Annotated in this window: 21 protein-coding genes and 2 tRNA genes; 13 read left to right on the top strand and 10 right to left on the bottom strand. The window is 70.7% G+C overall.

Annotation, left to right across the window (positions count from 1 at the left end; translation table 11 throughout):
* Positions 1-19: 19 nt before the first annotated feature.
* The 3 genes from WYO_RS05185 to WYO_RS05175 all read right to left on the bottom strand — a co-directional run bounded on the left by WYO_RS05185 (position 20) and on the right by WYO_RS05175 (position 2146).
* Positions 20-352: a hypothetical protein gene (locus WYO_RS05185; RefSeq protein WP_007559913.1), complete on the bottom strand. Its 333-nt coding sequence runs from the start codon at positions 350-352 to the stop codon at positions 20-22.
* A 436-nt stretch (positions 353-788) separates the two neighbouring features.
* Positions 789-1367: an NADPH-dependent FMN reductase gene (locus tag WYO_RS05180; protein WP_007559911.1), complete on the bottom strand. Its 579-nt coding sequence runs from the start codon at positions 1365-1367 to the stop codon at positions 789-791.
* A gap of 167 nt (positions 1368-1534) precedes the next feature.
* Positions 1535-2146, bottom strand: a complete 612-nt coding sequence (locus WYO_RS05175; protein ID WP_007559910.1) for a hypothetical protein — start codon at positions 2144-2146, stop codon at positions 1535-1537.
* A gap of 494 nt (positions 2147-2640) precedes the next feature.
* Between WYO_RS05175 and WYO_RS32355 the strand changes: the two genes are divergently transcribed.
* From WYO_RS32355 to WYO_RS05140, 8 genes are read left to right on the top strand one after another with little or no spacing between them, the layout of a single operon-like run.
* Entirely contained in the window at positions 2641-2763 is a 123-nt protein-coding gene (locus tag WYO_RS32355) for a hypothetical protein (protein WP_007559908.1), read from the top strand.
* 14 nt (positions 2764-2777) lie between these two features.
* On the top strand, positions 2778-2867 hold the full coding sequence (locus tag WYO_RS05170; RefSeq protein ID WP_007559906.1) for a K(+)-transporting ATPase subunit F: 90 nt from the start codon (positions 2778-2780) through the stop codon (positions 2865-2867).
* Between the two features lie 22 nt (positions 2868-2889).
* Positions 2890-4605, top strand: a complete 1716-nt coding sequence (kdpA, locus tag WYO_RS05165) for a potassium-transporting ATPase subunit KdpA (RefSeq protein ID WP_007559904.1) — start codon at positions 2890-2892, stop codon at positions 4603-4605.
* 1 nt (position 4606) lies between these two features.
* Positions 4607-4801 (top strand): hypothetical protein, encoded by a 195-nt coding sequence (locus tag WYO_RS05160; RefSeq protein ID WP_007559902.1) that lies wholly within the window; start codon positions 4607-4609, stop codon positions 4799-4801.
* 50 nt (positions 4802-4851) lie between these two features.
* Positions 4852-6942, top strand: coding sequence for a potassium-transporting ATPase subunit KdpB (kdpB, locus tag WYO_RS05155; protein ID WP_007559900.1), 2091 nt, complete (start codon positions 4852-4854; stop codon positions 6940-6942).
* A gap of 23 nt (positions 6943-6965) precedes the next feature.
* Positions 6966-7571: a K(+)-transporting ATPase subunit C gene (locus tag WYO_RS05150; RefSeq protein WP_007559898.1), complete on the top strand. Its 606-nt coding sequence runs from the start codon at positions 6966-6968 to the stop codon at positions 7569-7571.
* Between the two features lie 9 nt (positions 7572-7580).
* Positions 7581-10298, top strand: coding sequence for a sensor histidine kinase KdpD (locus WYO_RS05145; protein WP_007559897.1), 2718 nt, complete (start codon positions 7581-7583; stop codon positions 10296-10298).
* The gene (locus tag WYO_RS05140; protein ID WP_007559895.1) at positions 10295-11017 is read left to right on the top strand and encodes a response regulator transcription factor; all 723 of its coding nucleotides are present in this window, start codon (positions 10295-10297) and stop codon (positions 11015-11017) included. Before WYO_RS05145 ends, WYO_RS05140 begins: the two co-directional genes overlap by 4 nt.
* A gap of 18 nt (positions 11018-11035) precedes the next feature.
* Here WYO_RS05140 and WYO_RS05135 read toward each other — a convergent pair whose 3' ends face one another.
* Both WYO_RS05135 and WYO_RS05130 read right to left on the bottom strand, forming a co-directional pair.
* The gene (locus WYO_RS05135; RefSeq protein ID WP_244424065.1) at positions 11036-11242 is read right to left on the bottom strand and encodes a hypothetical protein; all 207 of its coding nucleotides are present in this window, start codon (positions 11240-11242) and stop codon (positions 11036-11038) included.
* A 318-nt stretch (positions 11243-11560) separates the two neighbouring features.
* A tRNA-Asn gene (locus tag WYO_RS05130) sits at positions 11561-11636 on the bottom strand.
* 422 nt (positions 11637-12058) lie between these two features.
* Between WYO_RS05130 and WYO_RS31460 the strand changes: the two genes are divergently transcribed.
* The 3 genes from WYO_RS31460 to WYO_RS05120 all read left to right on the top strand — a co-directional run bounded on the left by WYO_RS31460 (position 12059) and on the right by WYO_RS05120 (position 16617).
* The gene (locus WYO_RS31460) at positions 12059-12205 is read left to right on the top strand and encodes a hypothetical protein (protein ID WP_007559892.1); all 147 of its coding nucleotides are present in this window, start codon (positions 12059-12061) and stop codon (positions 12203-12205) included.
* Between the two features lie 257 nt (positions 12206-12462).
* Positions 12463-14142 (top strand): methyl-accepting chemotaxis protein, encoded by a 1680-nt coding sequence (locus WYO_RS05125; RefSeq protein ID WP_007559890.1) that lies wholly within the window; start codon positions 12463-12465, stop codon positions 14140-14142.
* Positions 14143-14928: 786 nt separating this feature from the next.
* On the top strand, positions 14929-16617 hold the full coding sequence (locus WYO_RS05120; protein ID WP_007559888.1) for a HAMP domain-containing methyl-accepting chemotaxis protein: 1689 nt from the start codon (positions 14929-14931) through the stop codon (positions 16615-16617).
* Between the two features lie 181 nt (positions 16618-16798).
* Here the strand turns inward: WYO_RS05120 and WYO_RS05115 are convergent.
* The 3 genes from WYO_RS05115 to rocF all read right to left on the bottom strand — a co-directional run bounded on the left by WYO_RS05115 (position 16799) and on the right by rocF (position 18856).
* Positions 16799-16872: transfer RNA gene (locus WYO_RS05115), tRNA-Cys, on the bottom strand.
* Between the two features lie 164 nt (positions 16873-17036).
* Complete coding sequence (locus WYO_RS05110; RefSeq protein ID WP_007559886.1) at positions 17037-17888, bottom strand: urease accessory protein UreD; 852 nt, start codon at positions 17886-17888, stop codon at positions 17037-17039.
* Entirely contained in the window at positions 17888-18856 is a 969-nt protein-coding gene (rocF, locus tag WYO_RS05105; RefSeq protein ID WP_007559884.1) for an arginase, read from the bottom strand. Before rocF ends, WYO_RS05110 begins: the two co-directional genes overlap by 1 nt.
* Before the next feature lie 433 nt (positions 18857-19289).
* On the opposite strand from rocF, the gene WYO_RS05100 reads away from it, so the two are divergent.
* Positions 19290-21437 carry a methyl-accepting chemotaxis protein gene (locus tag WYO_RS05100; RefSeq protein ID WP_007559882.1) on the top strand — a complete coding sequence of 716 codons (2148 nt, stop codon included), beginning with the start codon at positions 19290-19292 and terminating at the stop codon, positions 21435-21437.
* A 30-nt stretch (positions 21438-21467) separates the two neighbouring features.
* Here the strand turns inward: WYO_RS05100 and WYO_RS05095 are convergent, their stop codons facing one another.
* Complete coding sequence (locus WYO_RS05095; RefSeq protein ID WP_007559880.1) at positions 21468-22877, bottom strand: ATP-binding protein; 1410 nt, start codon at positions 22875-22877, stop codon at positions 21468-21470.
* The gene (locus WYO_RS05090; protein ID WP_007559878.1) at positions 22874-23629 is read right to left on the bottom strand and encodes a response regulator; all 756 of its coding nucleotides are present in this window, start codon (positions 23627-23629) and stop codon (positions 22874-22876) included. Before WYO_RS05090 ends, WYO_RS05095 begins: the two co-directional genes overlap by 4 nt.
* Before the next feature lie 116 nt (positions 23630-23745).
* Between WYO_RS05090 and WYO_RS05085 the strand changes: the two genes are divergently transcribed.
* On the top strand, positions 23746-24990 hold the full coding sequence (locus tag WYO_RS05085) for an acyl-CoA dehydrogenase family protein (RefSeq protein WP_007559875.1): 1245 nt from the start codon (positions 23746-23748) through the stop codon (positions 24988-24990).
* The last annotated feature ends 88 nt before the right edge of the window (positions 24991-25078 follow it).

Below are 25078 nucleotides of genomic sequence, written 5' to 3'. Positions count from 1 at the left end.
CCCCGGCGCCGCGCAGGCGTCAGGCGGCCACCGCGTTCAGCGGCGCGGTGGTCGAGAGCCGCTCGGCCGGCAGCGCGTCCAGCCGGGCATGGGCATTGTCGAAGGCGCTCCGGAGCGTCGCGCTGGCATCTTCCACCGCGACCAGCACCGCCAGCTTCTGGGACGTGGCGCGATCCGCGATGCTGCGGGCGGCCGAGAGCAGCGATTGCTCCAGGCTCTGGAACTCGGCCGCGGCCTCCTTGCCCGTCTCACGGGTGGCCGCCGCCAGCCGCTCGAGCGCCGCCTCGAGGGCATGACGCAGGACAAGCGTGCGCACGCGCTCCTGAAGGAGCGCCCTCTCGTCGAGTTTCATCGGAATCCGTCCGCGATGGGGAACGCCGGGAAGATCTCACACTTCCGCGGCCCGTGCAGCCACCTTTTTGCAACAGCGCAATACAGCTTTCCAATCGAGCCCGTGATCCGTCGGAATATCGATCGTTTCAGCCCCAAGACTTGTTCTGGCGTTTAATTGTCGATCTCAAAGACGCGGCCGCTTATCGGCTCTGTTTTTGTGCTTTCAATTTGGTTCTGGCGGTGTCGGTGGACGTTTGGGGCGCCGGATTTAAATGGTCCTCGGATATTCGTCGCCCGGCGGCAGACGCCTAGCACCGCTATCGATCGGTTCGCATCGCGCCTGCCGTGGAGCCATCGCCCATGGCGGACGATCTCGGAGCGATGCCGGTTGCGGGATCGCTGCGCTGGGCGCGACGAGACGGTCGCGTGTGGACCGGATCTACGGAATGCGCCCTTCAGTACGGCGTCCCGGCCTTGCGCCGCTCGCCGAGAGCCTCGGCATACCACGCGAGCTCGTCGAGAAACTTGGCGGCTGCCTTCTCGATCCAGGCATCCGTGGGCGTTCCGTCCTCCGCAAGGGCCTTCTGAAGGCGCGGGATCGGCAGGAGCGACGGGATGCTGGGCATGCCGAGTTCGGACAGCATCGCCCGGAGCGGCATCGCGGCGCGGACGCCGCCGAACTGGCCGGCGGAGTAGCAGCAGATCGCCGACGGCCGCCAGTAATACTCCTCCAGGAAGTGGTCGAGGGTGTTCGACAGGGCCGGCGGAATGCCGTGATTGTACTCGGCCGAGACCACCAGGAAGGCATCCGCGCCCCGGTAGAGCGTGGCGAGCCGCTCCAGCGGCTCCGGGGCGGTGCCGGCCGGGTATTCCTTGTACATGCGGTCGAGGAGCGGAAGGCTCAGCTCGGCGGGATCGACCAGCGGGGCGACGTGCCCGCGCGCTTCGAGCCGGGCGATCAGGAACCGGGCAGCCCGGATGCCGATACGGTCCGAGCGGACGCTGCCGAGGATGACCGGTACGGTGAGGGACATGGCAATCTCCGATCCGCGCATTCGCCCGTGACTTACAGCATCGCGCGGGCTGTGGCGCCGGGGATCATCATCCGACGTCTCGGCGGCGCATGGTTACCTTGTGAAAGCCGATTGACCGCGTTCCGCGCGGCGGTTCGGCCGCCGCCCCGCCGCCGTGATCCGGCCGATCAGGCCTTGGACGAGGTCGAGAGGGCGGAAGCCGCCAGCCCGACCGGTCCGGCGGTGGTGTAGGCGGCGATCGCCTTCGTGACCTGCTGCAGCAGCGCCTGCAGGCCGTCCTCGATGCCGCTGAGCGGGTTCGCGTCGCCGCCCGAGGGGCCGGTGGCCGTGGCCGCCGCCGTGCTGTCGTTCCCGGAGGGGGTGGAACCGGTCACGTCCCAGCTCGCGGAGCCGGCGGGACGGGCATGGGCCCCCCGATGGTGATGGACCGGCGCGGGATTCCCCGAGGCCTGGCCGTCCGCCGAACTGGCGTCGGACGCCGATCCATCGGTGACGCTCGTCGACGAGGTGGGCGGTGCCAGGCCACCCTGCGCGTTGATCTGGCTGAAGTCGGATTGCACCTGCAGCAGCGAGGCCATCAGGTCGTTCGAGAGCGCGGGACCGGACGCCGTGCTGCCGGAGGCCGTCGCGGCCCCCGTGGCATTCGATGCGCCCGTCGCCTGGCTGGCGACCGCGAAGGGGTTTCCGTCCGTCTGCTGCGCGGACGTCGCCCGCGTCTGCCGCAGGGCGCTGAGCAAGTCCCGCTGGAGGCTGCTGCTCGTGACCGAACCGACCGACATGAAACGCCCTCGCGAAGTTCCTGTGCGAGAGCAGGCACGGCGCGTTCCAGAATTTTCCCTGTGATTTCAAAGGGCGAAGAAGGGATCATGCCGGCAGGATCGGCCGCGCGGCAGATTTTGCCGGCGTCGGGGCGGTATCTTGCGTCGGGGCGGTGTCTTGGCCCGGGCTGACAGCTAAGGGCGCACGCCCTGCCCTGCGGACACCAGCGAACACGCAAGCTGCCGAACGCGGTCGGGGCGCCCCGCGTGAGGGCCGACGCATTCACATACCGACATATGCAGGCCGCGACAGGTCCCCTCTCCCGTGCGGGAGAGGGGACCCGTGCCGCGTCCGGGGATGCGTGAAACCGCCCCCGGCAGGAACGTGCGCCCGGTCCGGGCACGGCTCCGCCCCGCCGATCCTGATGCGATCCTTATAAGATCGCCCTCCCCTCCGTCTCGAACCCTAACGCGGTTCCCGCCCACAATCCGGGTCGGCCGGGATCGGTCGCGGCATGGCCGCGGGCCATCCGGCGAACCGACACGGACCCATCATGCCCGATCTCATCGTCATCGCCGCGGGGCTGGCGTTCTTCGCCCTGAGCGAGGGCTACGCCCTGCTCTGCGACCGCTTCTGAGGAGACAGGCCGCCATGAGCCTCGACCTCACCCTCGGCGCCCTCACGACCCTCGGGCTGCTCGGCTACCTCACCTACGCCCTCGTCCGCCCCGAGCGGTTCTGAGCGGCCCGGACGGACTCCTCCCATGACCCTCAACGGCTGGATGCAGATCGCGCTGTATTGCGCGGTCGTCTTGGCGCTCGTGAAGCCCCTCGGGCTCTACATGACGCGCGTCTTCAACGGCGAGCGCACGCCGCTCTCGCCGATCCTGGCCCCGGTGGAGCGGGCCTTCTACCGCGTGGCCGGCATCGATGCCCGCCAGGAGCAGCACTGGCTCGCCTATGCCGGCGGGGTGATCCTGTTCCACCTGCTGGGCTTCGCGCTGCTCTACGCGATCCTGCGGCTTCAGGCGCTCCTGCCGCTGAACCCGGCCGAGCAGGCCGCCGTGGCGCCGGATCTCGCCTTCAACACGGCGACGAGCTTCGTCACCAACACCAACTGGCAATCCTACGGGGGCGAGACCACGCTCTCGTACCTCGCCCAGATGCTGGGGCTGACCCACCAGAACTTCCTGTCGGCCGCCACCGGCATCGCCGTGGCGGTGGCGCTGATCCGCGGCTTCGCCCGGGCCTCCTCCGGCACGATCGGGTCGTTCTGGGTCGATGTCACCCGGGCCACCCTCTACGTGCTGGTGCCGCTCTGCATCCCCTACGCGCTGTTCCTGGTCTGGCAGGGCGTGCCGCAGACGCTCGGCGCCTCGATCGACGCGACCACGCTGGAAGGGGCCAAGCAGACCATCGCGATCGGCCCGGTGGCGAGCCAGGTGGCGATCAAGATGCTCGGCACCAATGGCGGCGGCTTCTTCAATGCCAACGCCGCGCACCCGTTCGAGAATCCCACGGCGCTGTCCAACTTCGTCCAGATGGTCTCGATCTTCGCGATCGGTGCGGCCCTCACCAACGTGTTCGGCCGCATGGTCGGGGACGAGCGGCAGGGCTGGGCGATCCTCGGCGCCATGGGATTCCTGTTCCTGGCCGGCGTCCTCGTCACCTACTGGGCCGAGGCGCAGGGCGGCTCCGTGCTCAACGGCCTCGGATTCGCCGGCGGCAACTTCGAGGGCAAGGAGGTCCGCTTCGGGATCGTGGCCTCGGCCCTGTTCGCCGTGGTCACCACGGCGGCCTCCTGCGGCGCGGTCAACGCCATGCACGACAGCTTCACGGCGCTCGGCGGCATGATCCCGCTGATCAACATGCAGCTCGGCGAGGTCGTCATCGGCGGCGTCGGGGCCGGTCTCTACGGCATGCTGGTCTTCGTGATCGTGGCGATCTTCGTGGCCGGCCTGATGGTCGGGCGGACCCCCGAATATCTCGGCAAGAAGATCGAGGCGCGGGAGGTGAAGATGGCGATGCTCGGCATCCTGTGCCTGCCGCTCATGATGCTGGGCGGCACCGCCCTCGCCACTGTGCTGCCGGCGGGGCTGGCCGGTCCGGCCAATGCCGGGCCGCACGGCTTCACCGAGATCCTCTACGCCTACACCTCCGCGGCGGCCAATAACGGCTCGGCCTTCGGCGGGCTCACGGCCAACACCCTGTTCTACAACAGCACGCTCGGCCTCGCGATGCTGGTCGGCCGGTTCTTCGTGAAGATCCCGGTGCTCGCCATCGCGGGGTCGCTCGCCGCCAAGAAGACGCTCCCGGCCTCGGCCGGCACCTTCCCGACCCATGGCGGCCTGTTCATCGGGCTGCTCGTCGGGGTGATCCTGATCGTCGGCGGCCTGACCTTCTTCCCGTCCCTGGCCCTGGGCCCGGTGGTCGAGCACCTCGCCGGTTCGGCCGGCCAGACCTTCGCGACGGGCGGCTGAGATGCGGCGCACCCTCCCGACCCGGCGCATGCCGCGCCACCACCTGATGCTGCACCGGGCTCCGCCTGCGCGGCATCGGGCCGGCGCACCGCCGCCGCGGACCTCCGACCTCGTGCTGGCGCTGCTCGGCGTCCTGCTGCTCGCGGCCCTGGCGCTGATGGCGGCCCACGCGCTCACCGCCGGCACCGCACCCTGACATCCCGAGGCGCGCTTGCGCCTCCCCGCCCCTCTCCGGACACCCGATCCATGTCCCGCAAGACCGCTTCCCTGTTCAGCCCCGCCCTGGTCGGGCCGGCGCTCCTCGGCTCCGTGAAGAAACTCGACCCGCGCGCCATGATCCGCAACCCGGTCATGTTCGTGGTCGAGGTCGTGGCCGCGCTCACCACCGTGCTGTTCCTGCGCGACGTCGCCACCGGCGCCGGCGACCTGCTGTTCTCCGGCCAGATCATCCTGTGGCTGTGGTTCACTCTGGTCTTCGCCAACTTCGCCGAAGCCCTGGCCGAGGGCCGCGGCAAGGCCCAGGCCGACAGCCTGCGCCGCACCCGCACCGAGATGATGGCCAAGCGCCTCACCGGCCCCGGCGAAAGCTACGAGACCGTTCCGGGCACCAGCCTCAAGGTCGGCGACGTCGTGCTGGTCGAGGCCGGCGAGCTGATCCCGTCCGACGGCGAGGTAATCCAGGGCGTCGCCTCGGTCAACGAGGCGGCGATCACCGGCGAATCGGCCCCCGTCATCCGGGAATCCGGCGGCGACCGCTCGGCGGTGACCGGGGGCACGCAGGTGCTCTCCGACCAGATCCGGGTGCGGATCACCGCGGCGGCGGGCTCGACCTTCGTCGACCGGATGATCGCCCTGGTCGAGGGCGCGTCGCGCCAGAAGACCCCGAACGAGATCGCGCTCAACATCCTGCTCGCCGGGCTGACCATCGTGTTCGTGTTCGCGGTGGCCTCGATCCCGAGCTTCGCCGCCTATGCCGGCGGCGCGATCCCGCTGATCGTGCTGGTCGCCCTGTTCGTCACCCTGATCCCGACCACGATCGGCGCGCTGCTCTCGGCCATCGGCATCGCCGGGATGGACCGGCTGGTGCGCTTCAATGTCCTCGCCCTGTCGGGCCGGGCGGTCGAGGCGGCCGGCGACGTCGACACGCTGCTCCTGGACAAGACCGGCACGATCACGCTGGGCAACCGCCAGGCCACCGAGTTCCGGCCGATCGCCGGCGTGACCGCGGCGGATCTCGCCGACGCGGCTCAGCTCGCCTCGCTCGCCGACGAGACCCCGGAGGGCCGCTCGATTGTGGTGCTGGCCAAGGAGACCTACGGCATCCGCGCCCGGGACATGGCCGGCCTCAATGCCAGCTTCGTGCCCTTCACCGCCCAGTCGCGCATGAGCGGCGTCGATCTCGACGGCGTCTCCATCCGCAAGGGCGCGGTCGAGGCGGTGATCGCCTCGGTCTCGGCGCAGCCCATGGCGAGCCGGGGTTCGAACGCCGCCCTGGCCTATCAGCCGGAAGCGGAGCCCGAATCCGTCGCCGAGATCCGCGCCATTGCCGAAGAGATCGCCAAGGCCGGCGGCACGCCCCTGGCGGTGGCCCGCGACGGCCGGCTGCTCGGTGTCGTCTATCTGAAGGACATCGTGAAGGGCGGCATCCGCGAGCGCTTCGCGGAGCTGCGCCGGATGGGCATCCGCACGGTCATGATCACCGGCGACAACCCAATGACCGCCGCCGCCATCGCCGCCGAGGCCGGCGTCGACGACTTCCTCGCGCAGGCCACCCCGGAGGACAAGCTGGCACTGATCCGCGCCGAGCAGGCGCAGGGCAAGCTGGTGGCCATGTGCGGCGACGGCACCAACGACGCCCCGGCGCTGGCGCAGGCCGATGTCGGCGTCGCCATGAACACCGGCACGGTGGCGGCCCGCGAGGCCGGCAACATGGTCGACCTCGACAGCGACCCGACCAAGCTCATCGAGATCGTCGGCATCGGCAAGCAATTGCTGATGACCCGGGGAGCGCTGACCACCTTCTCCATCGCCAACGACGTCGCGAAGTACTTCGCGATCATCCCGGCGATGTTCCTGGGGCTCTACCCGCAGCTCCAGGCGCTCAACGTCATGGGCCTCGCCTCGCCCCAGAGCGCGATCCTGTCGGCGATCATCTTCAACGCCCTGATCATCGTGGCTTTGATCCCCCTCGCCCTGCGGGGCGTGACCTATCGGGCGGTCGGCGCCGCCGCGCTGCTGCGCCGGAACCTGCTGATCTACGGGCTCGGCGGCGTCCTGGTGCCGTTCGCGGCCATCAAGGCCATCGACCTCGCCGTCACCGCCCTGCACCTCGCCTGAACCCGTTCGCCGGAAGACCCGCCATGCTCAGACAGCTTCGCCCCGCCCTGGTCCTGCTCACGATCCTGACCGCGATCACCGGCCTCGCCTACCCGCTGGCCGTCACCGGCCTCGCCGGCCTCATCTTCCCGGCGCGCGCTGCCGGCAGCCTGATCGAGCGCGACGGTCACGTCGTCGGCTCGAGCCTGATCGGCCAGAGCTTTGCCGGGGCCACCTACTTCCACGGCCGCCCCTCGGCCACGAGCGCCGCGGATCCCGCCGATCCGACCAAGACCGTGCCGGCCCCCTACAACGCGTCCAATTCGTCGGGCTCCAATCTCGGCCCGACGAGTGCCGCGCTGGCCGAGCGGGTCAAGGGCGACCGCGACGCGCTGGCCGCGGAGAATCCCGCCCAGCCGGTCCCGGTGGACCTCGTCACCGCCAGCGGCTCGGGCCTCGACCCGGACATCTCCCCGGAGGCCGCCCTGTACCAGGTCCCCCGGGTCGCCAAGGCCCGCAACCTCCCCGAGGAGCGCCTGCGCCAGCTCGTCGCCGCGCAGACCGCGGGGCGCACGCTGGGACTGCTCGGCGAGCCCCGGGTGAACGTGCTAGCCCTCAACCTCGCCCTGGACGGCCTGGCCCCGCGCTGAAGGGAAAGCATGCCCGAGACCGGCCGTGATCCGGACCGCCCCTCCCCCGACGCGCTGCTCGAAGCCGCGCGTCGGGAGGCCCGCATCCGCGGCCGGCTGAAGGTGTTCCTGGGGGCCGCCCCCGGGGTCGGCAAGACCTACGAGATGCTGACCATCGCCCGCGCCAAGCGGGAGGCCGGCATCGACGTGGTGGTGGGCATCGTCGAGACCCATGGCCGGGCCGAGACCGAGGCCCTGCTCGACGGCTTCTCAGTCCTCCCGCGCCGCGCCGTGCCCTATCACGGCTCGAAACTCGACGAGATGGACCTCGACGCCCTGCTGGCCCGCCGGCCGGCCTTGGCGCTGGTCGACGAGCTCGCCCACACCAACGCGCCGGGCTCGCGCCACCCGAAGCGCTATCAGGATGTCGAGGAGCTGCTCGACGCCGGCATCGACGTCTACACGACGCTCAACATCCAGCATGTCGAGAGCCTCAACGACGTGGTGGCGCAGATCACCCGCATCCGCGTCCGCGAGACCGTTCCGGACGGCATTCTGGACCGGGCCGACGATATCGAGGTGGTCGACCTCAACCCGGACGACCTGATCCAGCGTCTGAAGGACGGCAAGGTCTACGTCCCGACCAACGCCGAGCGCGCGCTGAAGCACTACTTCTCCCGGGGCAACCTCACGGCCCTGCGCGAGCTCGCCCTGCGCCGGACCGCCGACCGGGTCGACGACGAACTGCTCAGCCACATGCAGGCCAACGCCATCGCGGGGCCCTGGAGCGCCGGCGAGCGGGTGCTGGTCTGCATCAGCGACGATCCGCGCTCGGCCGGCCTCGTGCGCTACGCCAAGCGCGTCGCCGACCGGCTGCACGCGCCCTGGACGGCCCTGTTCATTGAGGCCCCGCGCGCCAGCACCCGCAGCGAGGCCGAGCGCGACCGCATCGCCGAGACCCTGCGGCTCGCCGACCGGCTCGGGGGCGACGCCGTCACCCTGCCCGGGGGCCGGCGCGTCGCCGACGACATCCTGGCCTATGCCCGCTCCGCCAACGTCAACCACATCGTGGTCGGCAAGGCGGCGCGGGCGTGGATCTTCGAGCTTCTGAACGGGTCGGTGGTGCACGACCTCGTGCGCCGCAGCGGCAATATCAGCGTCCACGTGGTGCCCGGCGAGGCCGTGCCGGCCGAGGCCCCGTCCCGCCGGGCTGTGGCGACCGTGGCCCCGGCCGCGACCTTCGAGACCGGCCCCTACTTGATGGCCCTGCTGGCGACGCTGGCGGCGCTCGGCGCGGCCCTGCTGCTTCAGCCCTATACCGGCATCGAGAATGCCGATCTCATGCTGCTGACCGGGGTCGTCGCGGTCGCGGTGCGATGGGGGCTCGGGCCGTCCCTCGCCGCGGTGGTCTCGGCCTCGCTCGCCTACAACTTCTTCTTCCTGCCGCCGGTCTACACCTTCACCATCGCCGACCCGACCAACGTGGCGGCCTTCCTGCTGTTCACCCTGGTCGCCGTGCTGGTCTCCAACCTCGCCGCCCGCGCCCGCCGGATCGCGATGGTCAGCCAGGGACGGGCCAGGTCCACCGAGCGGCTGTTCGGGTTCTCGCGCAAGCTCGCGGGCTGCGGCACCCTGGACGACGTGCTCTGGGCAACCTGCGCGCAGGTCGCCGCCATGCTCAAGGTCCGGGTGGTCCTGCTGCTGCCCGACGGGACGACCGTCGCGGTGCGGGCGGGCTACCCGCCGGAGGACCGGCTGGACGCGGCCGATCTCGCGGCGGCCCAATGGGCCTTCGGCAACGATCGCCCGGCCGGCCGCGGCGCCGACACACTGCCGGGCGCCAAGCGGCTGTTCCTGCCGATGCGCACCGGCCGCGGCACGATCGGGGTGATCGGCCTCGACGCGGACGGCGCCGGGCCGATCCTGACCCCGGAGGGGGGGCGCCTCCTCGACGCGCTCGCCGACATGGGCGCGCTCGCCATCGAGCGGGTGCGGCTCGTGGAGGATCTCGACCGGGCCGAGCGCGCTGCCGAAACCGACCGCCTGCGTCAGGCCCTGCTGACCTCGATCAGCCACGACCTGCGGACCCCGCTGGCCTCCGTGCTCGGGGCGGCCAGCACCCTGCGCGACCTCGACGCCGACCTGCCGCCCGATGCCAAGGCCGAGCTCCTGGCGACGATCATCACGGAATCCGAGCGGCTGAACCGCTTCATCGCCAACCTGCTCGACATGACCCGGCTTGAGGCCGGCGCGGTCGCCCCGAACCTCGCGCCCCAGGACGTCGCCGAGATCGTCGACACGGCCCTGCGCCGGGCCGAGGCGGTGCTGGCCGAGCATCGCGTGGCGGTCGATCTGGCGCCCGACCTGCCGGTGCTCCGGCTCGACCCGGTCCTGTTCGAGCAGGTGCTGTTCAACCTGCTCGACAATGCCGGCAAATACGCGCCCGCGGGCTCGACCGTGACCCTGAGCGCGCGCCGGGAGGGCGGACGGGTGCGTCTCGACATCCTGGACGAGGGCGACGGCCTGCCGGAATCCGAGGTCGAGCGCGTGTTCGACAAGTTCCACCGGGTGCGCAAGAGCGACCGGGTCCGGGCCGGCACCGGGCTGGGGCTCGCCATCGCCCGGGGCTTCGTCGAGGCCATGGGCGGCACCGTCACCGCCGCCAACCGGCGCGACCGCCGTGGCGCCGTCTTCACCGTGATGCTGCCGGTCCCGGCCCGGACCGCGCCCAAGGACATCGCCGCATGAGCCCGACCATCCTGGTCATCGACGACGAGCCGCCGATCCGAAAGCTGTTGCGCACGGGGCTCTCCACCCAGGGCTACGCCATCCTGGAGGCGCCCAACGCCGCCGCCGCCCTGGAGGTGCTGGGCCGCGACCGGGTCGACCTCGTCATCCTGGATCTCGGCCTGCCGGACATGCGCGGCCACGATCTGCTGCGCGCGATCCGGACGCGCCATCCGGAGCTGCCGGTTGTGGTTCTGTCGAGCCGCACCGACGAGGGCGGCAAGGTCGAGGCGCTGGATCTCGGAGCCGACGATTACGTCACCAAGCCCTTCGGGATGGCGGAACTGCTGGCCCGCCTGCGCGCGGCCCTTCGCCACCAGCTCGCCGTCCAGGGCGAGCGCCCGATCTTCCGGGTCGACCGCCTGTCGATCGACCTCGTCCGGCGGATCGTGAAGGTCGACGATTCCGAGGTGAAGCTCACCCCGCGCGAATACGATTTCCTGCGCGTGCTGGTGCACCATGCCGGCAAGGTGCTGACCCACGCGCAGCTGATGCAGGCGGTCTCGGTCTCCTCCGATCCGCAATATCTGCGCGTCTACATGCGCCAGCTTCGCCAGAAGCTGGAGGCCGACCCCGAACGGCCGCGCCTCCTGCTCACCGAGACCGGCGTCGGCTACCGCCTGCGCGCGCCCGACGACGAGCCCACGCTCCGGCCGCCCGGTGTGGCGGGCGCGCGCTGACAGGCTCGGCCGCCGGCATCACAGCTGCAGTTCGATGCGCTCCGCCGACAGCGACACGGCATCGGGCCGGTGGTCGGTCTCGTCCGCCGCATAATCTACCGCCGCCTCCCGGCTCCGGAACAGCCCGCCGGCCCGCCCGTGGATCTCGATCGCGACCCAGTGGCCTTCGGGATCCTGGCCGACGATGAACCGGGCGGTCTCGCCCGCCGGGGCCACGACTTGCATGATGGGCGACATCGGATGTCTGGGGTTCGCGCGATCCTCCAGGGACCGCGCCCGGAAATTGGGCCATCCCGCATAAGCATGCGAGCGGGATCCGCGGCCGTTCGCGTAAGTGTCGCGTGAAGATTGCCGGGCTGGAGCGGCCGTCGGCCGGGGAATGACCATCGCATCGACCGACCAGGGGCCGGGCTCCGCGAGCGGCAATGCCGAGCGCGGCCGAATAATGCGGCCGCTCGAACGCAGACGTCGTGCCGCCACCCCGCGGCCCGGTAGGGGAGCGAAGGTTAAAAGCGCAACGATCTGAAGATGTTGGGAGGTTGATGGCTCCCCGAGCAGGACTCGAACCTGCGACAAGGCGATTAACAGTCGCCTGCTCTACCAACTGAGCTATCGGGGATCACGAGCGGGTCTGTACACACCGGGATCGCGAGACGCAAGACCCTGAATCGCGGGATTGGTGCCGTTCGCGGAGGTGCGCCTTCGAAAGGGTGGTTTGCCGGCGCCCAATCGGCCCCGGGTGTCTCCCTTTCGCAACAGCTGGTTCGCGGTTCGGACACGCTCGGGTCCGGGTTGCCGCGCCGCTCAAGCCCGTGTGGTCATGCGATCGTCACGGCATCGGCCTAGAGAACGGCCCGCTGGCGTGGCCCGTTGCCGGGTGCGTGCCCGAGCAGAGGCCCCGCCGACTCGACCCCAGGGCTCTCGAGCCGTGTGTTCAGTCCAAGCCGCCCTCGCCCGATCGTCCGTGGCTCCCGCATGTCCGCGGCCCGTGATCCCCGGGCGGAACACGGCCGTTGCCGTTTCGCCTTTGGAGTGTTGACGATGTTGCGGGATCCAGACGGCTCCCATGAAGCCTACGCGCTCGATCAGGAGCGCGGCAGCCGCATGCCCTACTACATCAGCCTGGCCCTGCTCGGTTTCCTGATCGTCGCCCTCGCGGCGCGCCTGATCCTGGCGCACGGCCTTTGAAGCGGGCGGCTCGCGGCTTTCGCCGGCCGATTCGCGCGGCGCGCATCAGCTTTCGCAGCGCCGGAAAATTCCGGCCATCGAAGATTTTTGCGTGATCTTTGTAATCGAAAAGCCAAGGCCGACTTGATGGCCGCAGATCTGCTCAGCTATGCTGCAATCTAAGCGCAGCGTGTTTGCCGGCTATATTTAACCCCGTCGCAAACGTTGTTAGATTAGTGCCTTCCCACTCGATTCTCGCGGAAACCGGTCTCCTCGTCATGCGCATTTCTCTCGGCTTCAAGCTGGCGGCGGTGGTCGGCCTGCTGGGCTTCGTGGCGGCCGGTATCTCGGCCTTCGCCATCCGGCAGTCGCTGTGGGAGCAGGAGCGCGCGGCCGCCACCGACAAGATCTGGAATGCCGGCCTGCAGGCCGGCGCGCTGGGGCAGGCGATCGAGCATGCAGTCGTGCAGGCCACCGCCCTCTACACCGCCGAGGACACCACCGAGGCGCGCACGCGCCTGTCCGCGCTGCACGACGCCCTGGCAGCCGTGGAGCAGGTCCGCGTGCCGTTCCTCGAGGCGATGGAGGATCAGCTCCCGCCGGATCGCCGTCGCCGGTTCGACCTGTTCGTGAAGGAGTTCATCGCCTACCAGACCGATACGGCCGAGCTCGGCCTGACGATCTCGCCGAAGGCCGCGCTGATCCAGGCGACCGACGAGGCGACGGTGAAGAACCGCGAGCACATGATCGCGGAGATCGGCCTGCTCGGCCGCGAAGTGCTGGCCCGCCTGAACGAGCGGCGCGCCGCCGACGCTGCGGATCGCCGCGCCGCCCGCCTGGCGCTGATCGTGGTGCCGGCCGTGGCGCTCGCCTTCGGCCTGCTCGCGGCGATCTGGATCATCATCACCCAGGTCCGTCGGCCGCTCGACCGCCTGAAGACCAGCATGACGGCCCTGGCCGCCAACGATCTGGGCCAAACGGTCCCGTTCACCCATCGCCGCGACGAGATCGGTGAGATGGCGAGCGCCATCGCGGCGTTCCAGACGGCCCTGATCGAGAAGCAGAAGCTCGACGCCGAGGCGCGGCAGCGGCGTGCGCGCGACCGGGTCCGGGCCGAGCAGCTGGCCGAGGCGACCCGGGCCTTCGAGGGCGAGACGCACCGGGCCGTGGCGGATCTGGCCGGGTCGGCGGAGGCGATGCAGGAGGCGGCCGCGACGCTCACCGGCACGGCCGGGGACATGGCCGCCCGGGCGACCGTGGTGGCGGGGGCCTCGAACCAGACCGCCGACATGGTCGACAGCATCGCCGGCGCGGCCGAGCAGCTCTCCGCCTCCGCGCGGGAGATCGAGGAACGGGTCCGGCATACCAGCGAGATCGCGGCCTCCGCGCTGACCGACACGAAAGGTCTCGAAATCACGGTCTCAAGCCTGTCGCGGGCGGCGGGAGAGATCGACGCCGTCGTGACGCTGATCCGCAGCGTTGCCGAGCAGACCAACCTGCTCGCCCTCAACGCCACGATTGAGGCGGCGCGGGCCGGGGCCGCGGGGCGCGGCTTCGCCGTGGTGGCGGCCGAGGTGAAGGCGCTCGCCAGCCAGACCGCCCTCGCCACCGACCGCATCACCGGCCAGGTCGGGTCGATCCAGGGCGCCGCCGCCAACACGGTCGACGCCATCGCGTCCATCGGCGAGACCATCGCCCGCATGAGCATGATCGCTTCCGAGGTCGCCCTGGCGGCGGATCAGCAGGGCGCGGCCAGCCAGGAGATCGCCCGCGCCATCGCGGATGCGGCGGCCGATTCGCACAAGGTCTCGGAGAGCGTCGGGAGCGTGCGCGCGGCAGCGGCCTCCAACGAGACGCAGGCCGAGCAGGTGCGCGGCAGCGCCTCCCGGGTGAGCACCGGAACCCGGACCCTGCAGCAGGCGATCGAAACCTTCCTCGGTCAGGTGCACGCCGCCTGACCGGCATCCGGCTGGCATCGGGGAATGCGCGATCGGCGATAGCGAGGCAACGCATCGCGCCGGGGCGAGGCTTGGGCTGATCCGCGCTGCTCCGCGCCCACGGCGTCACGCGATCGCGGCGCCCGACCAGGATGGGGGCCGCCTCGGGCGTGCGGTGCCGATCGCCGCGGGCCCCGTGAGTCCGATGCCCCTCGGCTCTATCGTTCCGCGCGCGCCTGGCAGCAATCTCACGAGGCAAGAAGACGGGAATGTGGTTCGGACGTTGAGACGCCCGCGTATCTACGGTCCTGATGTATCGGAATGCTCAATAATGAGTTTTGTCGAAAACTGATGTGTTTCGTCAGTTATAAATTTCGGCATTACGGCCGAGACGGTATTGCTGATTAGCGGACAAATTGTGTATTGACGGATGCCTCCGCGGGCCCGTATCTTGTCGGGCACGCTGAAATCAGCGTCGCCGACCTACTCCGCCGATCCATGTCTGCATTGCCGATCACAACCCCGCTGGGGTTGCCTTGCCACCTCCGCGTCGCGCCGTACAGGTCGGGCTGAGCGTCCGCGCCGCGACGACCGCCTGCTGAAGCGCCGCGGCTCGACCCGCATTCCGGCCCTTCGGTCACCGGAGCAATCCGTCACGACCGAATCCCGGTGTCGGCCTCGCTGACATCCTGGGATCTGGACGCCCGTTATGGGCGGCCCCGACATCGAATCATTTCATCGCATTCCATTGCATTGCGGCGACGCCATCACGCGTCGGCCCGTATTGAGAAGGCTATCGTTTTTCCGATGCGCAATTCTTTCGGCTTCAAGCTGGCGGCGGTTATCGGCCTGCTGGGCTTCGTGGCGATCGGCATCTCGGCCTTTGCCGTCCGGCAATCGCTCTGGGAGCAGGAGCGTGCTGCCGCCACCGACGAGATCTGGAATGCCGGGCTCCAGGCGGGGGCCCTGGGTCAGGCGCTCGAGCATGCCGTGGTGCAGGCCACAGCCGTCTATACCGCCGCCGATGCCGAGGAAGCGCGCACGCGTTTGTCGGCGTTGCAGGACGCTTTGGCCGCGGTGGAGCGTGTCCGCGTGCCGTTCCTGGCGGCGATGGACCATCATCTGCCGCCGGAGCGCCGCCGCCGGTTCGACCTGTTCGTGAAGGAGTTCATCGCCTACCAGACCGAGACCGCCGAGCTCGGCCTGACGATCTCGCCCAAGGCCGCCCTGATCCAGGCGACCGACGAGGCGACGGTGAAGAACCGCGAGCGCATGATCGCGGAGATCGGCGCGCTCGGTGGCGAGGTGCTGGCCCGCCTCGACGACCAGCGCGTGATCGGCTCCCTGGAGCAGAGGCGGGCGATCCTCGCGCTGATCGTCGTGCCGGCCGTGGCGCTCGCCCTGGCGCTCCTCGCGGCGACTTGGATCGTCCTCACTCAGATCCAGAGGCCCCTGGCCCGGCTCAAATCGGCCATGCAGGCCTTGGCCGCGGACCAGCTCGACGACGTGGTCCCCTTCGCCGATCGACAGGATGAGATCGGCCAGATGGCGCGCACAATCGCGGCGTTTCAGGCGGCGCTGATCGAAAAGCGAACGCTCGATGGCGATGCCCGGGCCCGCAGCGCGCAGGATCTCATTCGGGCCGAGCGGCTGGCCGCCGCAACGCGGGCTTTCGAGCGCGAGACCCATCGCACCATGACCGATCTCGCCGCCCTGGCCGAGGCCATGCAGGCCTCGGCCGACATGCTCTCGGACCTTGCCGGTGAGACGACCGCACAGGTGATTGTCGCCGCGGACGCATCCGAGCAGACCGCCGGCGTCGTCGTCAGCATCGCGACCGCCGCGAAGGAGTTGTCAGTTGCGGCCCAGGAGATCGAAGGCCGGGTCCGGCATACGAGCCGGATCGCCTCGACGGCGCTCTCGGACACGCAGGGGCTGGTGGCCACGGTGACGACCCTGGCCCAGGCCGCCGACGAGGCCGGGAGCGTGATCGCGTTGATCCGCGCGGTGGCCCGGCAGACCAACATGCTGGCTCTCAACGCCACGATCGAGGCTGCCCGGGCCGGCGAGGTCGGGCGCGGCTTCGCCGTCGTCGCGACGGAGGTGAAGGACTTGGCCGCACAAACCGCACAGGCGACCGACCGTATCGCCCATCACATCGGGGCGATCCAGGCGGCGGCTGCCGACACGGTTGGGGCGATCGGCTCGATCGGCACGGTGGGTCAGACGATCGCCGAGATGAGTTCCATCGCCGCCGAGGTCGCGGTCGCGGCCGATCAACAGGGCCAGTCGAGCCAAGTGATCGCCCGCGCCATCACCAGCGCGGCGAGCGAATCCCGGAAGGTCTCGAACAGCGTCGCGGGCGTGCGCGCCACCGCGACCTCGAACGAGCAGCAGGCGGAGCAGGTCAGGACCAATGCGTTGCAGGTGAATGCCGGGACGCACGATCTCCAGCGGGCGATCGCAACATTCCTGGCTCAGGTCGCTGCGGCCTAGACGAGGAACGACGAAGCCGCGTTTCGTGGGCGTCGCGCGGTGCCCTTTCCCCGGACGGTCGAGAAGTCCGGGTCGCCCCATCCCTCATCGACGGACCGCGGTCATGTTTCGCGGCCCAATCCTCCGGCAAGCGCGAGGCTGGCGGGCTGATCGCGATGGCGCTCGGCATGCGAGGGGAAGATGGAGGCCTCGCCCGGAATCGAACCGGGGTGCAAGGATTTGCAGTCCTCTGCGTAACCACTCCGCCACGAGGCCCCTCGTGGCGACGCCGCGGCGTCGCCCTCGGAGCCTGGCGGCCGGCTCCGGGTGCGCGTCTCTAGCAGAGGTTTGCCGCGGCAGGCAACGGGCGCGATGCGGCTTCCGCGCGGGAATATGATCGCAGCCGAACGTATCGGATGATCGGTTCGCCGTCGGACGCGTCAGCTTTGCCAGACCCGGGGCATCGGTCGATCGCGATACCCGGCGAGGAAACGGGCGACCAGGCTGCGCAGCGGCCCGACTCCGTCCGCGAGGGCCCGGATGACGAGGTGGCCGTTCCAGGCGCTGGCGGCAGCCTCGATACCCGGCGCGGCGGCCTCTTCGAGCAGGGTGCGGGCGGCGTCGAGACGCCCCTCCGCGCCCTCGGAGACGTCCAAGACCGTCGCGCAGGCGCGCGCGCTGCCACCGATCGCCGGGCGGTCGAGGAGATCGGAGATCGGCCCGTCGAGGACCAGGCTGTCGGCATAGACCAGCCGCCCGGCCCGGCGCACCCGCCAGGAATCCGTGAACAGCCCGGCATGGATCCGCTCGCCCCGGGCGGCGCGGCCGAAGGCGACGATCTCGACGGCCAGCAGGGCGGCCCCTTCGGACAGGTCGGCCTCGAAGCGTCGCTGCACCCGGGCGTGATCGAACAGGATCGTCTCCTGGGGCAGCCAGGCCAACCGGGCCCGTTCCGCCAGGAGGACGCGGTTCTCGATCCGGCTCACAGGGCCGTCGGAGCGATAGATCTTCTCGGCCGCCGTCGTGGTCAGAACGAGGTCGGCCCCGGCGGCGACGTCCAGGGTGATCGTGAAGGCGTCGCCGCACGCGACCCCGCCGGCGGTGTTGACCAGGACCGCCTCCAGCGCCCCCTCCCCACGGGGGAAGCGCAACCGCGACGGGCCGGATTCGGCGAGATCCAGGATCCGGGTCGAGTCCCCGCCCCCGACCGGGCCGGCGCGGAGGTGGACCCGGCCGTCCGAACGCTGGCGGGCCGGCGCGTCGGGTGGGGCGTCGGCCCGACCGTCCGGCATCAGCGGCGGCCGTTCTGGTCGGCGGAGACCGCTTCGATCACGGGCGAGGCCCGGTCCAGGATGCGCCGGCCGAACAGGCTCGCCACCAGCTCCACCAGCACCCGGGCGCTGCGCCCCCGATCGTCGAGGAACGGGTTCAGCTCGACCACGTCGAGGGAGCGGACGAGGCCGGAATCGTGCAGCATCTCCATGATGAGATGCGCCTCCCGGAAGGTCGCGCCGCCCGGCACGGTGGTGCCGACGCCGGGGGCGATCGACGGATCGAGGAAATCGATATCGAGGCTGACATGCAGGTGCGCGCCGTCCCGGGCCACCCGGTCGAGCACGCGCCGCAGGGGGGCGACGACGCCGAACTCGTCGATGGTGCGCATGTCGGTGACGCCGACCCGGCGGGCCGTCACCAGGGCCCGCTCGCCGGCATCGATCGAGCGCAGGCCGAACAGGTGGACATTGGCCGGCGGCAGCGGGGCCGGCACCGGCTCGGCGAACAGGTCCGGGAAACCCGGCTCGCCGCACAGGGCCGCGAGGGGCATGCCGTGGACGTTGCCCGAGGGCGAGGTTTCCGGCGTGTTGAAATCGGCATGGGCGTCGAGCCAGAGCACGAAGAGCGGCCGGCCCTCCCGGGCGCAATGGCGCATCGCCCCGTCGACCGAGCCGAGCGACAGGCTGTGGTCCCCGCCGGCGGCGAGCGGCACCGACCCCGCCCCGAGGGCGGCCTCGACCGCCCGGGACAGGGCGCGGGTCCAGGCCGCGACGGCGGCGAGGCCCCGCCCGTCGGCCGGGCCGTCCGGCACGACATCGCCGTGATCGACGATCGCATGGCCGAGATCGGACAGGGTTCGAACGAGCCCGGCCGTACGCAGGGCCGCCGGGCCCATGAGCGCGCCCGGTTCGCTGGTGCCGACCTCGATCGGCGCCCCGATCAGCGCGATCCGGCGCGCATCGTCTCGGCGGGTCTCGCTCGTCATCCGGTCCCCGTTCTGCAGGTTAAGGCTCTGGCGGTTGGCCGATGCTCTAGGCGGACTCGCGGGGTCAGGCCAACGATTCGCGACGCCAGCCCGGATCGTCAGCAAGCCCCGGGCCGGACGTCATTCGGTCGAGGCCGGCCCCCCGGGACCTACCCACCATCCCGGCCTCCTGAACCCTGATGGGTGAAGTTGCGGGACTTTATGCGTCCGGGGACACGGTTCGAAAACGTCTTTGATACGGGTGTTACATATCGGCCGTATTGACGCGTCGCGTTGCGGGCCAAGGGTCTGTGCAAATCTTGGATCCACCGCCGGCGCGATAGATTGAATTCTGTGCCCGGAATCGACGTCTTGCCACAAATCTTTACGGGATTTTAGTGGCATTGCACTAAGGTTGCGCGGTTTCTCCGATCAGAATGCCTACAGGACTGCCATGGTGATGTTTTCGCGGCTGAGTTCTCGCCTGCCGGCGATGACGATCGGGTTGGCCCTGCTCAGCGCCACCGCGATGGGTGGCTTCAGCTGGTATTCCGCCAAGTCCGGTCTGATCGACGCGGCGAATGAGCGGCTCCAGCTGGCCGCGGTCGCGCGCCGGGACGGGATCGAGCTGGTCGCCGACCGGATGCAGGCCGACTTCCTCGCCGCGGCGGCGCATCCCCAGATCGTCTCGAACTTCCCCGACCTGATCGAGACCCTCGACCCGTCGAAGCCCGAGACCGCCGCGGTCGTCGAGGCATTCCGGGCGCCGCAGACCGTCGAGGCGCGGGTCGCCCTGGACGGGACCGGCATGTACGGACGCCGCCACGTGAAGGTGCAGGAGGTGGCGCGCAAGCTCGTCGCCCAGTCCGGCTACGCCGACCTGCTGTTCCTCGATGACGCCGGCCGGATCGTCTACACGACGACGAAGGGCGGTGATTTCGCCAGGTCGGTGACCGATGACGGGCTCAAGGGCACGGCGCTGGAGCGGCTGGTCGAGCGCCTCAAATCCGCGGATCCGAGCTCGGTCCTGTTCGAGGATTTCTCGGCCTACCCGGTCGACGGCCAGCCGGCCGCCTTCATCGGCCGCGCCATGACAAAGCGGGCGAACGTGGCCATGGGCACCGCCCAGGCGGCGGAGCGGATCGGCTTCATCGTCATGCGGGTCACGCCGACCCTGTTCGATCAGGCGCTGGCGAAGCGGACCGGCCTCGGAGAGACCGGCCAGGTGCTCGCCGCCGGCGCCGACGGGCGGCTGCGCAGCAACCCGCCGCTGAGCAAGACCGCGAAGGCCGGCGACGGCGTCGCCCCGCTCGGGATCACAGCCGATCGCCTCAAGGCCGACGGCAGCTTCGAGTTCACGGCGGCCGACGGCCCGCACATGGCGGCGGCCTCGCCGGTCTCCGTGCTGGGCGCGCCCTGGACCGTGGTGGCGGAGCAGTCGCAGGCCGAGGCGATCGACGCCGTGCGAGCGCTCTCGCGCACGCTGTTCCTGATCGGCCTCTGCGTCCTGGCGGGCACGGCCGTCCTCGGCCTGCTGCTGGCGCGCTCGATCGTGTCCCCGCTCAGCGCGCTGACCCGCGCCCTCAAGGCGCTCGCCGACCGTCAGGCGCTCACCGATGTACCGGGCAGCCGGCGCCGGGACGAGATCGGCGACATCGCCCGCGCGGTGGTCACGATCCGCGACATGTCGCTGGAGGAGGCGGCGCAGCAGCTTCAGACCACCGAGGCTGCGCGGATGCGCGAGGAGCAGGCCCGGCGCGCCATGCTGCAGGACCTGGCCAGCGGCTTCGAGCAATCCGTCGGCGGCATCGTCGATGGGCTGACCCGGGGGGTGGCGGCGCTCCAGGGCGCCTCCGGCACCATGCGGATCGCCGTCGCCGGCACGTCGGAGCGCTCGACCAGCGTCGCCAGCGCGGCGCGTCAGACCGCCGACAACGTCGACGCCGTCGCGGCCGCCGCGGAGGAGCTGGGCGCCACCGTCCAGGAGATCGGGCGCCAGGTCGAGCAGGCGGCCGGCATGTCGGCCACCGCGGTCGACGAGGCCAAGCGCGCCGAGGGCACGATGGCGGATCTCGCCGCCGCCGCGACCCGCATCGGCGACGTGGTCGGGATGGTGTCCACCATCGCCGGGCAGACCAACCTGCTCGCGCTCAACGCCACGATCGAGGCGGCCCGGGCCGGCGAGGCCGGCCGCGGCTTCGCGGTGGTCGCCGCCGAGGTCAAGGAACTCGCGACCCAGACCAGCCGCGCGACCGAGGAGATCGGCCGTCAGGTGGCGTCGATCCAGGCGGTGACCGGCGGCGTGTCCGAGGCGATCCAGGGCATCGTGTCCCAGATCGAGGCTATGAACCACGTCTCCACCAGCATCTCGGCCGCCGTCGAGGAGCAGGGCGTCACCACGCAGGACATCGTCCGCAGCATGGGGCAGGCCTCGACCGGGACCAGCGGGATGACCGCCGACATCGCCGAGGTCGCCCGCGTGGCCAGCGATGCCGGCCAAGCGGCCTCGTCGGTGGCCCAGGCGTCGGACGACCTCGCCACCCAGTCCGAGCAGCTTCGCGCCGAGGTGGCGCAGTTTCTGCGCAACGTGCGGGCCGCGTAAGCCTGCCGGACGGACCCGGCTCGGACGGCTTCAGGCCGCCCGGGCCGGCATCGGCCGCGCCGGCTGCGTTGTCCGGCTCGCATAGGCCTGCGCCGCCAGGGGCAGCTCGATGACGGCGCAGAGGCCGCCCTCCGGGCGGTTCTCCAGGATCAGACGGCCGTTATGGGCCTCGACGATCGCCAGCACGATCGACAGGCCGAGGCCGAAGCCGCTGGCTTCGTTGAGGTTGCGGGCGCGGTCGCCGCGCACGAAGGGCTGGAGCATCGCGTCGCGCTCGGCCTCCGGGATGCCGGGGCCCTGATCGAGCACGCAGACCCGGACCCCCCGCTCGGACGCCTCCATCCGGACCTCCGCGCCGCCGCCATACTTCACGGCGTTGTCCACCAGGTTGGTGATTGCCCGCTGCAATTCCTCGGGCCGACCCTGCACCAGGACGTGCCGGCTGCGGCCGACGCTCACCGGCGCGCCGAAATCCGAGAAGTCGTCGCAGACGGTCTGCACCACGGAGGCGAGGTCCACCAGGCTGAGGCTGCCGGAATCGCGCGTCTGGCCGTCCCGCACGAAGGACAGGGCGGCCTCGACCAGACCGTTCATCTGGTCCAGGTCGCGCAAGGTGGCGGCCCGGGCGTGCTCGTCCTCGATGAACTCGGCGCGCAGGCGCAGGCGCGTGATCGGCGTGCGCAGGTCGTGGCTGATCGCCGCCAGCATCTGGGTGCGGTCGTCGATCAGGCGTCGCACCCGCGCCCGCATCCGGTCGAGCGCCCGTGAGACCGCCAGGACCTCGCGCGGGCCCGCCTCCGGCAGGGCGACATGGTCGTCCCGCGTGCCGAACGCCTCCGCGGCGCCGGCGAGTCGGGCCAGCGGCGCCGTCAGCGCCCGGGTCGCCCAGACGCAGAGCAGAGCCAGGGTCAGCGCCAGGAACACCACGGTGAAGATCAAAGGCCCCTGCCGCGGCGCCCGCAGGGGACCGTTCGGCATCGCGGCCTGCAGGGTCGCCCCGTTGGGCGTGGTGATCCCGATATGCAGGCGTCCGTTCGCGGGCGACCGCTCCGGATCCCCCCCGGACAGGTCGACCACGGTCACGGGCCGGCCCGCGCCGACGCGCAGGCGGTGGATGATCGGAAGGTTGGGGAGCGGCTTGGCCCCGGGCGGCACCGTTCCGTCCCAGGCTCTCACCTGCATCAGCGGCAGGCTGCGCCCGCTCTCCAGCAGGGCCGGCCGCGCCGCCGGATCCGCGACGTCGAGGAGCCGGACCAGCGTCGAGAGGCGGCCCGCGGCGACGCCCGGCAGCTCATCCGGATTCTGCGGCTCGTGGAGGATCAGGAACGCCGCGGTGGCGACCATGTGGGCCACCGCGATCCCGGCCACGACCAGGAGGGCGATCTGGCCCGCGATGCTCTGCGGGCGCAGCCGGTCGCGCAACCGTCGGAACGTGCTCATGACCGGGTCACTTCGGGGGTGAACAGGTAGCCGCCCGAGCGGATCGTGCGGATGAATTCGGGGTTGCGCGTGTCGCGCTCGATCTTCTGGCGGATGCGCGAGATCAGCACGTCGATGCTGCGCTCGAACGGCCCGGCCGTGCGGCCCTGGGTGAGGTCGAGGAGCTGGTCGCGGGACAGAACGCGTCCCGGCCGCAGGCAGAGCGCGTGCAGGAGGTCGAACTCCGCCCCCGTCACGGCGATGCGGGCGCCTTCGGGCGACAGAACCTGGCGGAGCGACACGTCGAGCGTCCAGCCGGAGAAGTGCAGGCGCCGCCGCTCGTCGGTATCGGGCACCTCGGCGGAGACCCGGCGCAGGATCGCCCGGATCCGGGCCAGGAGCTCCCGGGGGTTGAACGGCTTGGCCAGGTAATCGTCCGCGCCGAGTTCGAGGCCGAGGATGCGGTCGACCTCCTCGGATTTCGCGGTCAGCATCAGGATCGGGATCTGTGAGGAGGCCCGCAGGCGCCGGCACAGGCTGAGCCCGTCCTCGCCCGGCAGCATCAGATCGAGCACGATCAGGTCGATGCGCGATTCTGCCAGCGCCCGGTCCATGTCGTTGCCGTCGCCCGCCAGGGTGACGCGACACTCGTTGCCGCGCAGGTAGCGTGCGACCAGGGCCGAGATCTCGCGATCGTCTTCGACCACGAGGATGTGCGGTGTGGCGGGTGCGTTCATCGCGAAGGAATCGGCGTGCGGATCAGCGAGCGTCATCAGGTTAGTATGCGCCGCTGCGGTGATTATTCGAAGATGGTCGCGGGAACCATTTTGTAAGCGCGTGTTTCCAGCTCAGCCATACCTGTGGCGGCGACTGGATTTCCGGAGAGACCATGATCACGAAGGCGGCCAAACCGGATCCGATCGCGCCGAAGCCGCCGGAACTGGCCTCGCCGTGGCACTCGGCCGCCCGGGCCGCGCTCCAGGCCGAGGCCCGCGCCTTCGCGTCCGAGACGGTCCTGCCGCTGGCCGACGTGCTCGATCGCCAGAAGGCCGAGATGCCCCGGTCGCTCATCGACGCCATGGCCGCGAAGGGCTGGTTCGGCATCACGATCCCGGAGGCGCAGGGCGGCCTCGGCCTCGGGGTGTTCGAATACTGCTTGGTCTCCGAGGAACTGGCCCGAGCCTGGCTTTCGGTCGGCAGCATCCTGGCCCGCGGCCAGGGCCTCGGCACCCAGACCCTCGATCCGGAACGCCGGGCCGAACTGCTGCGGCGCTCGGCCCTTGGCGCCTGGATCGGTTCGATCTCCCTGTCCGAACCCAATGCCGGCTCCGACCTCGCCGGCGTGCAGACCCGCGCGGTGCGGGACGGCGATACCTGGGTGCTCACCGGCACTAAGCGCTGGGCGGGCTTTGCCAAGGGCGCCGACTTCGTCGAGGTCCTGGCCCGCACCCGCGATCCGGAACCTGGCGAGTCGCGCTCCGCCGGCCTGGAACCGTTCCTCGTGGTGAAGGACCGGGACAGCTTCCCGCCCGGCATGACCGGCCGGGTGATCGACAAGATCGGCTATCACGGCTTCGAGACCTTCGAACTCGCTCTCGACGGCGTGCGCGTGCCCGAGAGCGACCGCCTCACCGGGCTCTACGGCGACCAGGGGGCGGACGCGGATTCCGGCGGCTTCGCCTCAGTCCAGCGCGGGCTCAACATCGCCCGGGTCCACACCGCGGCCCGGGCGGTCGGCGTGGCCCGGGCGGCTGTCGAAGACACGCAGGCCTACCTGCAGGAGCGGGTCCAGTTCGGCCACCCGATCGGCGATTTCCAGGCCCTGCGCTTCGCGCTGGCCGACATGGCCGCAGACGTCGCCCAGGCGCGGGCGTTCTGGCATCAGGTCGCGCATCTCCTCGACCAGGGCGAGGCGGCCGAGAGCGAATCCGCGATGGTGAAGCTCCTGGCCACCGAGATGGCCGTGCGCGTCACCAACCAGGCGATGCAGCTTCACGGCGGCAACGGCTACACCACCGAGCGGCGGGTCGAGCGCTACTGGCGCGACGCGCGCCTCACGACGATCTTCGAGGGGACGAGCGAGATCCAGCGGCGGATCATCAGCGACCGGATGCTGCCGCGGCCCGCCGCCTGACACTGGCGCGGTCATGCGGCGAATCGTCGAGCCGGGCTCCCCGCCCGGTCCGGCCCGGCTACCTCACCGTCACTCTGTCTTGCGCCGC

Source organism: Methylobacterium sp. GXF4, assembly GCF_000272495.1.
GTDB classification, from domain to species: Bacteria; Pseudomonadota; Alphaproteobacteria; order Rhizobiales; family Beijerinckiaceae; genus Methylobacterium; species Methylobacterium brachiatum.
Note: the sequence above shows the minus strand (reverse complement) of the source record. Positions and strands in the feature narration are given on the sequence as shown.

Excerpts from the sequence above, each read along its gene's own strand:
- WYO_RS05185 (WP_007559913.1), bottom strand. The coding sequence starts at position 352 with ATGAAACTCGACGAGAGGGCGCTCCTTCAGGAGCGCGTGCGCACGCTT.
- WYO_RS05180 (WP_007559911.1), bottom strand. The coding sequence starts at position 1,367 with ATGTCCCTCACCGTACCGGTCATCCTCGGCAGCGTCCGCTCGGACCGT.
- WYO_RS05175 (WP_007559910.1), bottom strand. The coding sequence starts at position 2,146 with ATGTCGGTCGGTTCGGTCACGAGCAGCAGCCTCCAGCGGGACTTGCTC.
- WYO_RS32355 (WP_007559908.1), top strand. The coding sequence starts at position 2,641 with ATGGCCGCGGGCCATCCGGCGAACCGACACGGACCCATCATGCCCGAT.
- WYO_RS05170 (WP_007559906.1), top strand. The coding sequence starts at position 2,778 with ATGAGCCTCGACCTCACCCTCGGCGCCCTCACGACCCTCGGGCTGCTC.
- kdpA (WP_007559904.1), top strand. The coding sequence starts at position 2,890 with ATGACCCTCAACGGCTGGATGCAGATCGCGCTGTATTGCGCGGTCGTC.
- WYO_RS05160 (WP_007559902.1), top strand. The coding sequence starts at position 4,607 with ATGCGGCGCACCCTCCCGACCCGGCGCATGCCGCGCCACCACCTGATG.
- kdpB (WP_007559900.1), top strand. The coding sequence starts at position 4,852 with ATGTCCCGCAAGACCGCTTCCCTGTTCAGCCCCGCCCTGGTCGGGCCG.
- WYO_RS05150 (WP_007559898.1), top strand. The coding sequence starts at position 6,966 with ATGCTCAGACAGCTTCGCCCCGCCCTGGTCCTGCTCACGATCCTGACC.
- WYO_RS05145 (WP_007559897.1), top strand. The coding sequence starts at position 7,581 with ATGCCCGAGACCGGCCGTGATCCGGACCGCCCCTCCCCCGACGCGCTG.
- WYO_RS05140 (WP_007559895.1), top strand. The coding sequence starts at position 10,295 with ATGAGCCCGACCATCCTGGTCATCGACGACGAGCCGCCGATCCGAAAG.
- WYO_RS05135 (WP_244424065.1), bottom strand. The coding sequence starts at position 11,242 with ATGCAAGTCGTGGCCCCGGCGGGCGAGACCGCCCGGTTCATCGTCGGC.
- WYO_RS31460 (WP_007559892.1), top strand. The coding sequence starts at position 12,059 with ATGTTGCGGGATCCAGACGGCTCCCATGAAGCCTACGCGCTCGATCAG.
- WYO_RS05125 (WP_007559890.1), top strand. The coding sequence starts at position 12,463 with ATGCGCATTTCTCTCGGCTTCAAGCTGGCGGCGGTGGTCGGCCTGCTG.
- WYO_RS05120 (WP_007559888.1), top strand. The coding sequence starts at position 14,929 with ATGCGCAATTCTTTCGGCTTCAAGCTGGCGGCGGTTATCGGCCTGCTG.
- WYO_RS05110 (WP_007559886.1), bottom strand. The coding sequence starts at position 17,888 with ATGCCGGACGGTCGGGCCGACGCCCCACCCGACGCGCCGGCCCGCCAG.
- rocF (WP_007559884.1), bottom strand. The coding sequence starts at position 18,856 with ATGACGAGCGAGACCCGCCGAGACGATGCGCGCCGGATCGCGCTGATC.
- WYO_RS05100 (WP_007559882.1), top strand. The coding sequence starts at position 19,290 with ATGGTGATGTTTTCGCGGCTGAGTTCTCGCCTGCCGGCGATGACGATC.
- WYO_RS05095 (WP_007559880.1), bottom strand. The coding sequence starts at position 22,877 with ATGAGCACGTTCCGACGGTTGCGCGACCGGCTGCGCCCGCAGAGCATC.
- WYO_RS05090 (WP_007559878.1), bottom strand. The coding sequence starts at position 23,629 with ATGACGCTCGCTGATCCGCACGCCGATTCCTTCGCGATGAACGCACCC.
- WYO_RS05085 (WP_007559875.1), top strand. The coding sequence starts at position 23,746 with ATGATCACGAAGGCGGCCAAACCGGATCCGATCGCGCCGAAGCCGCCG.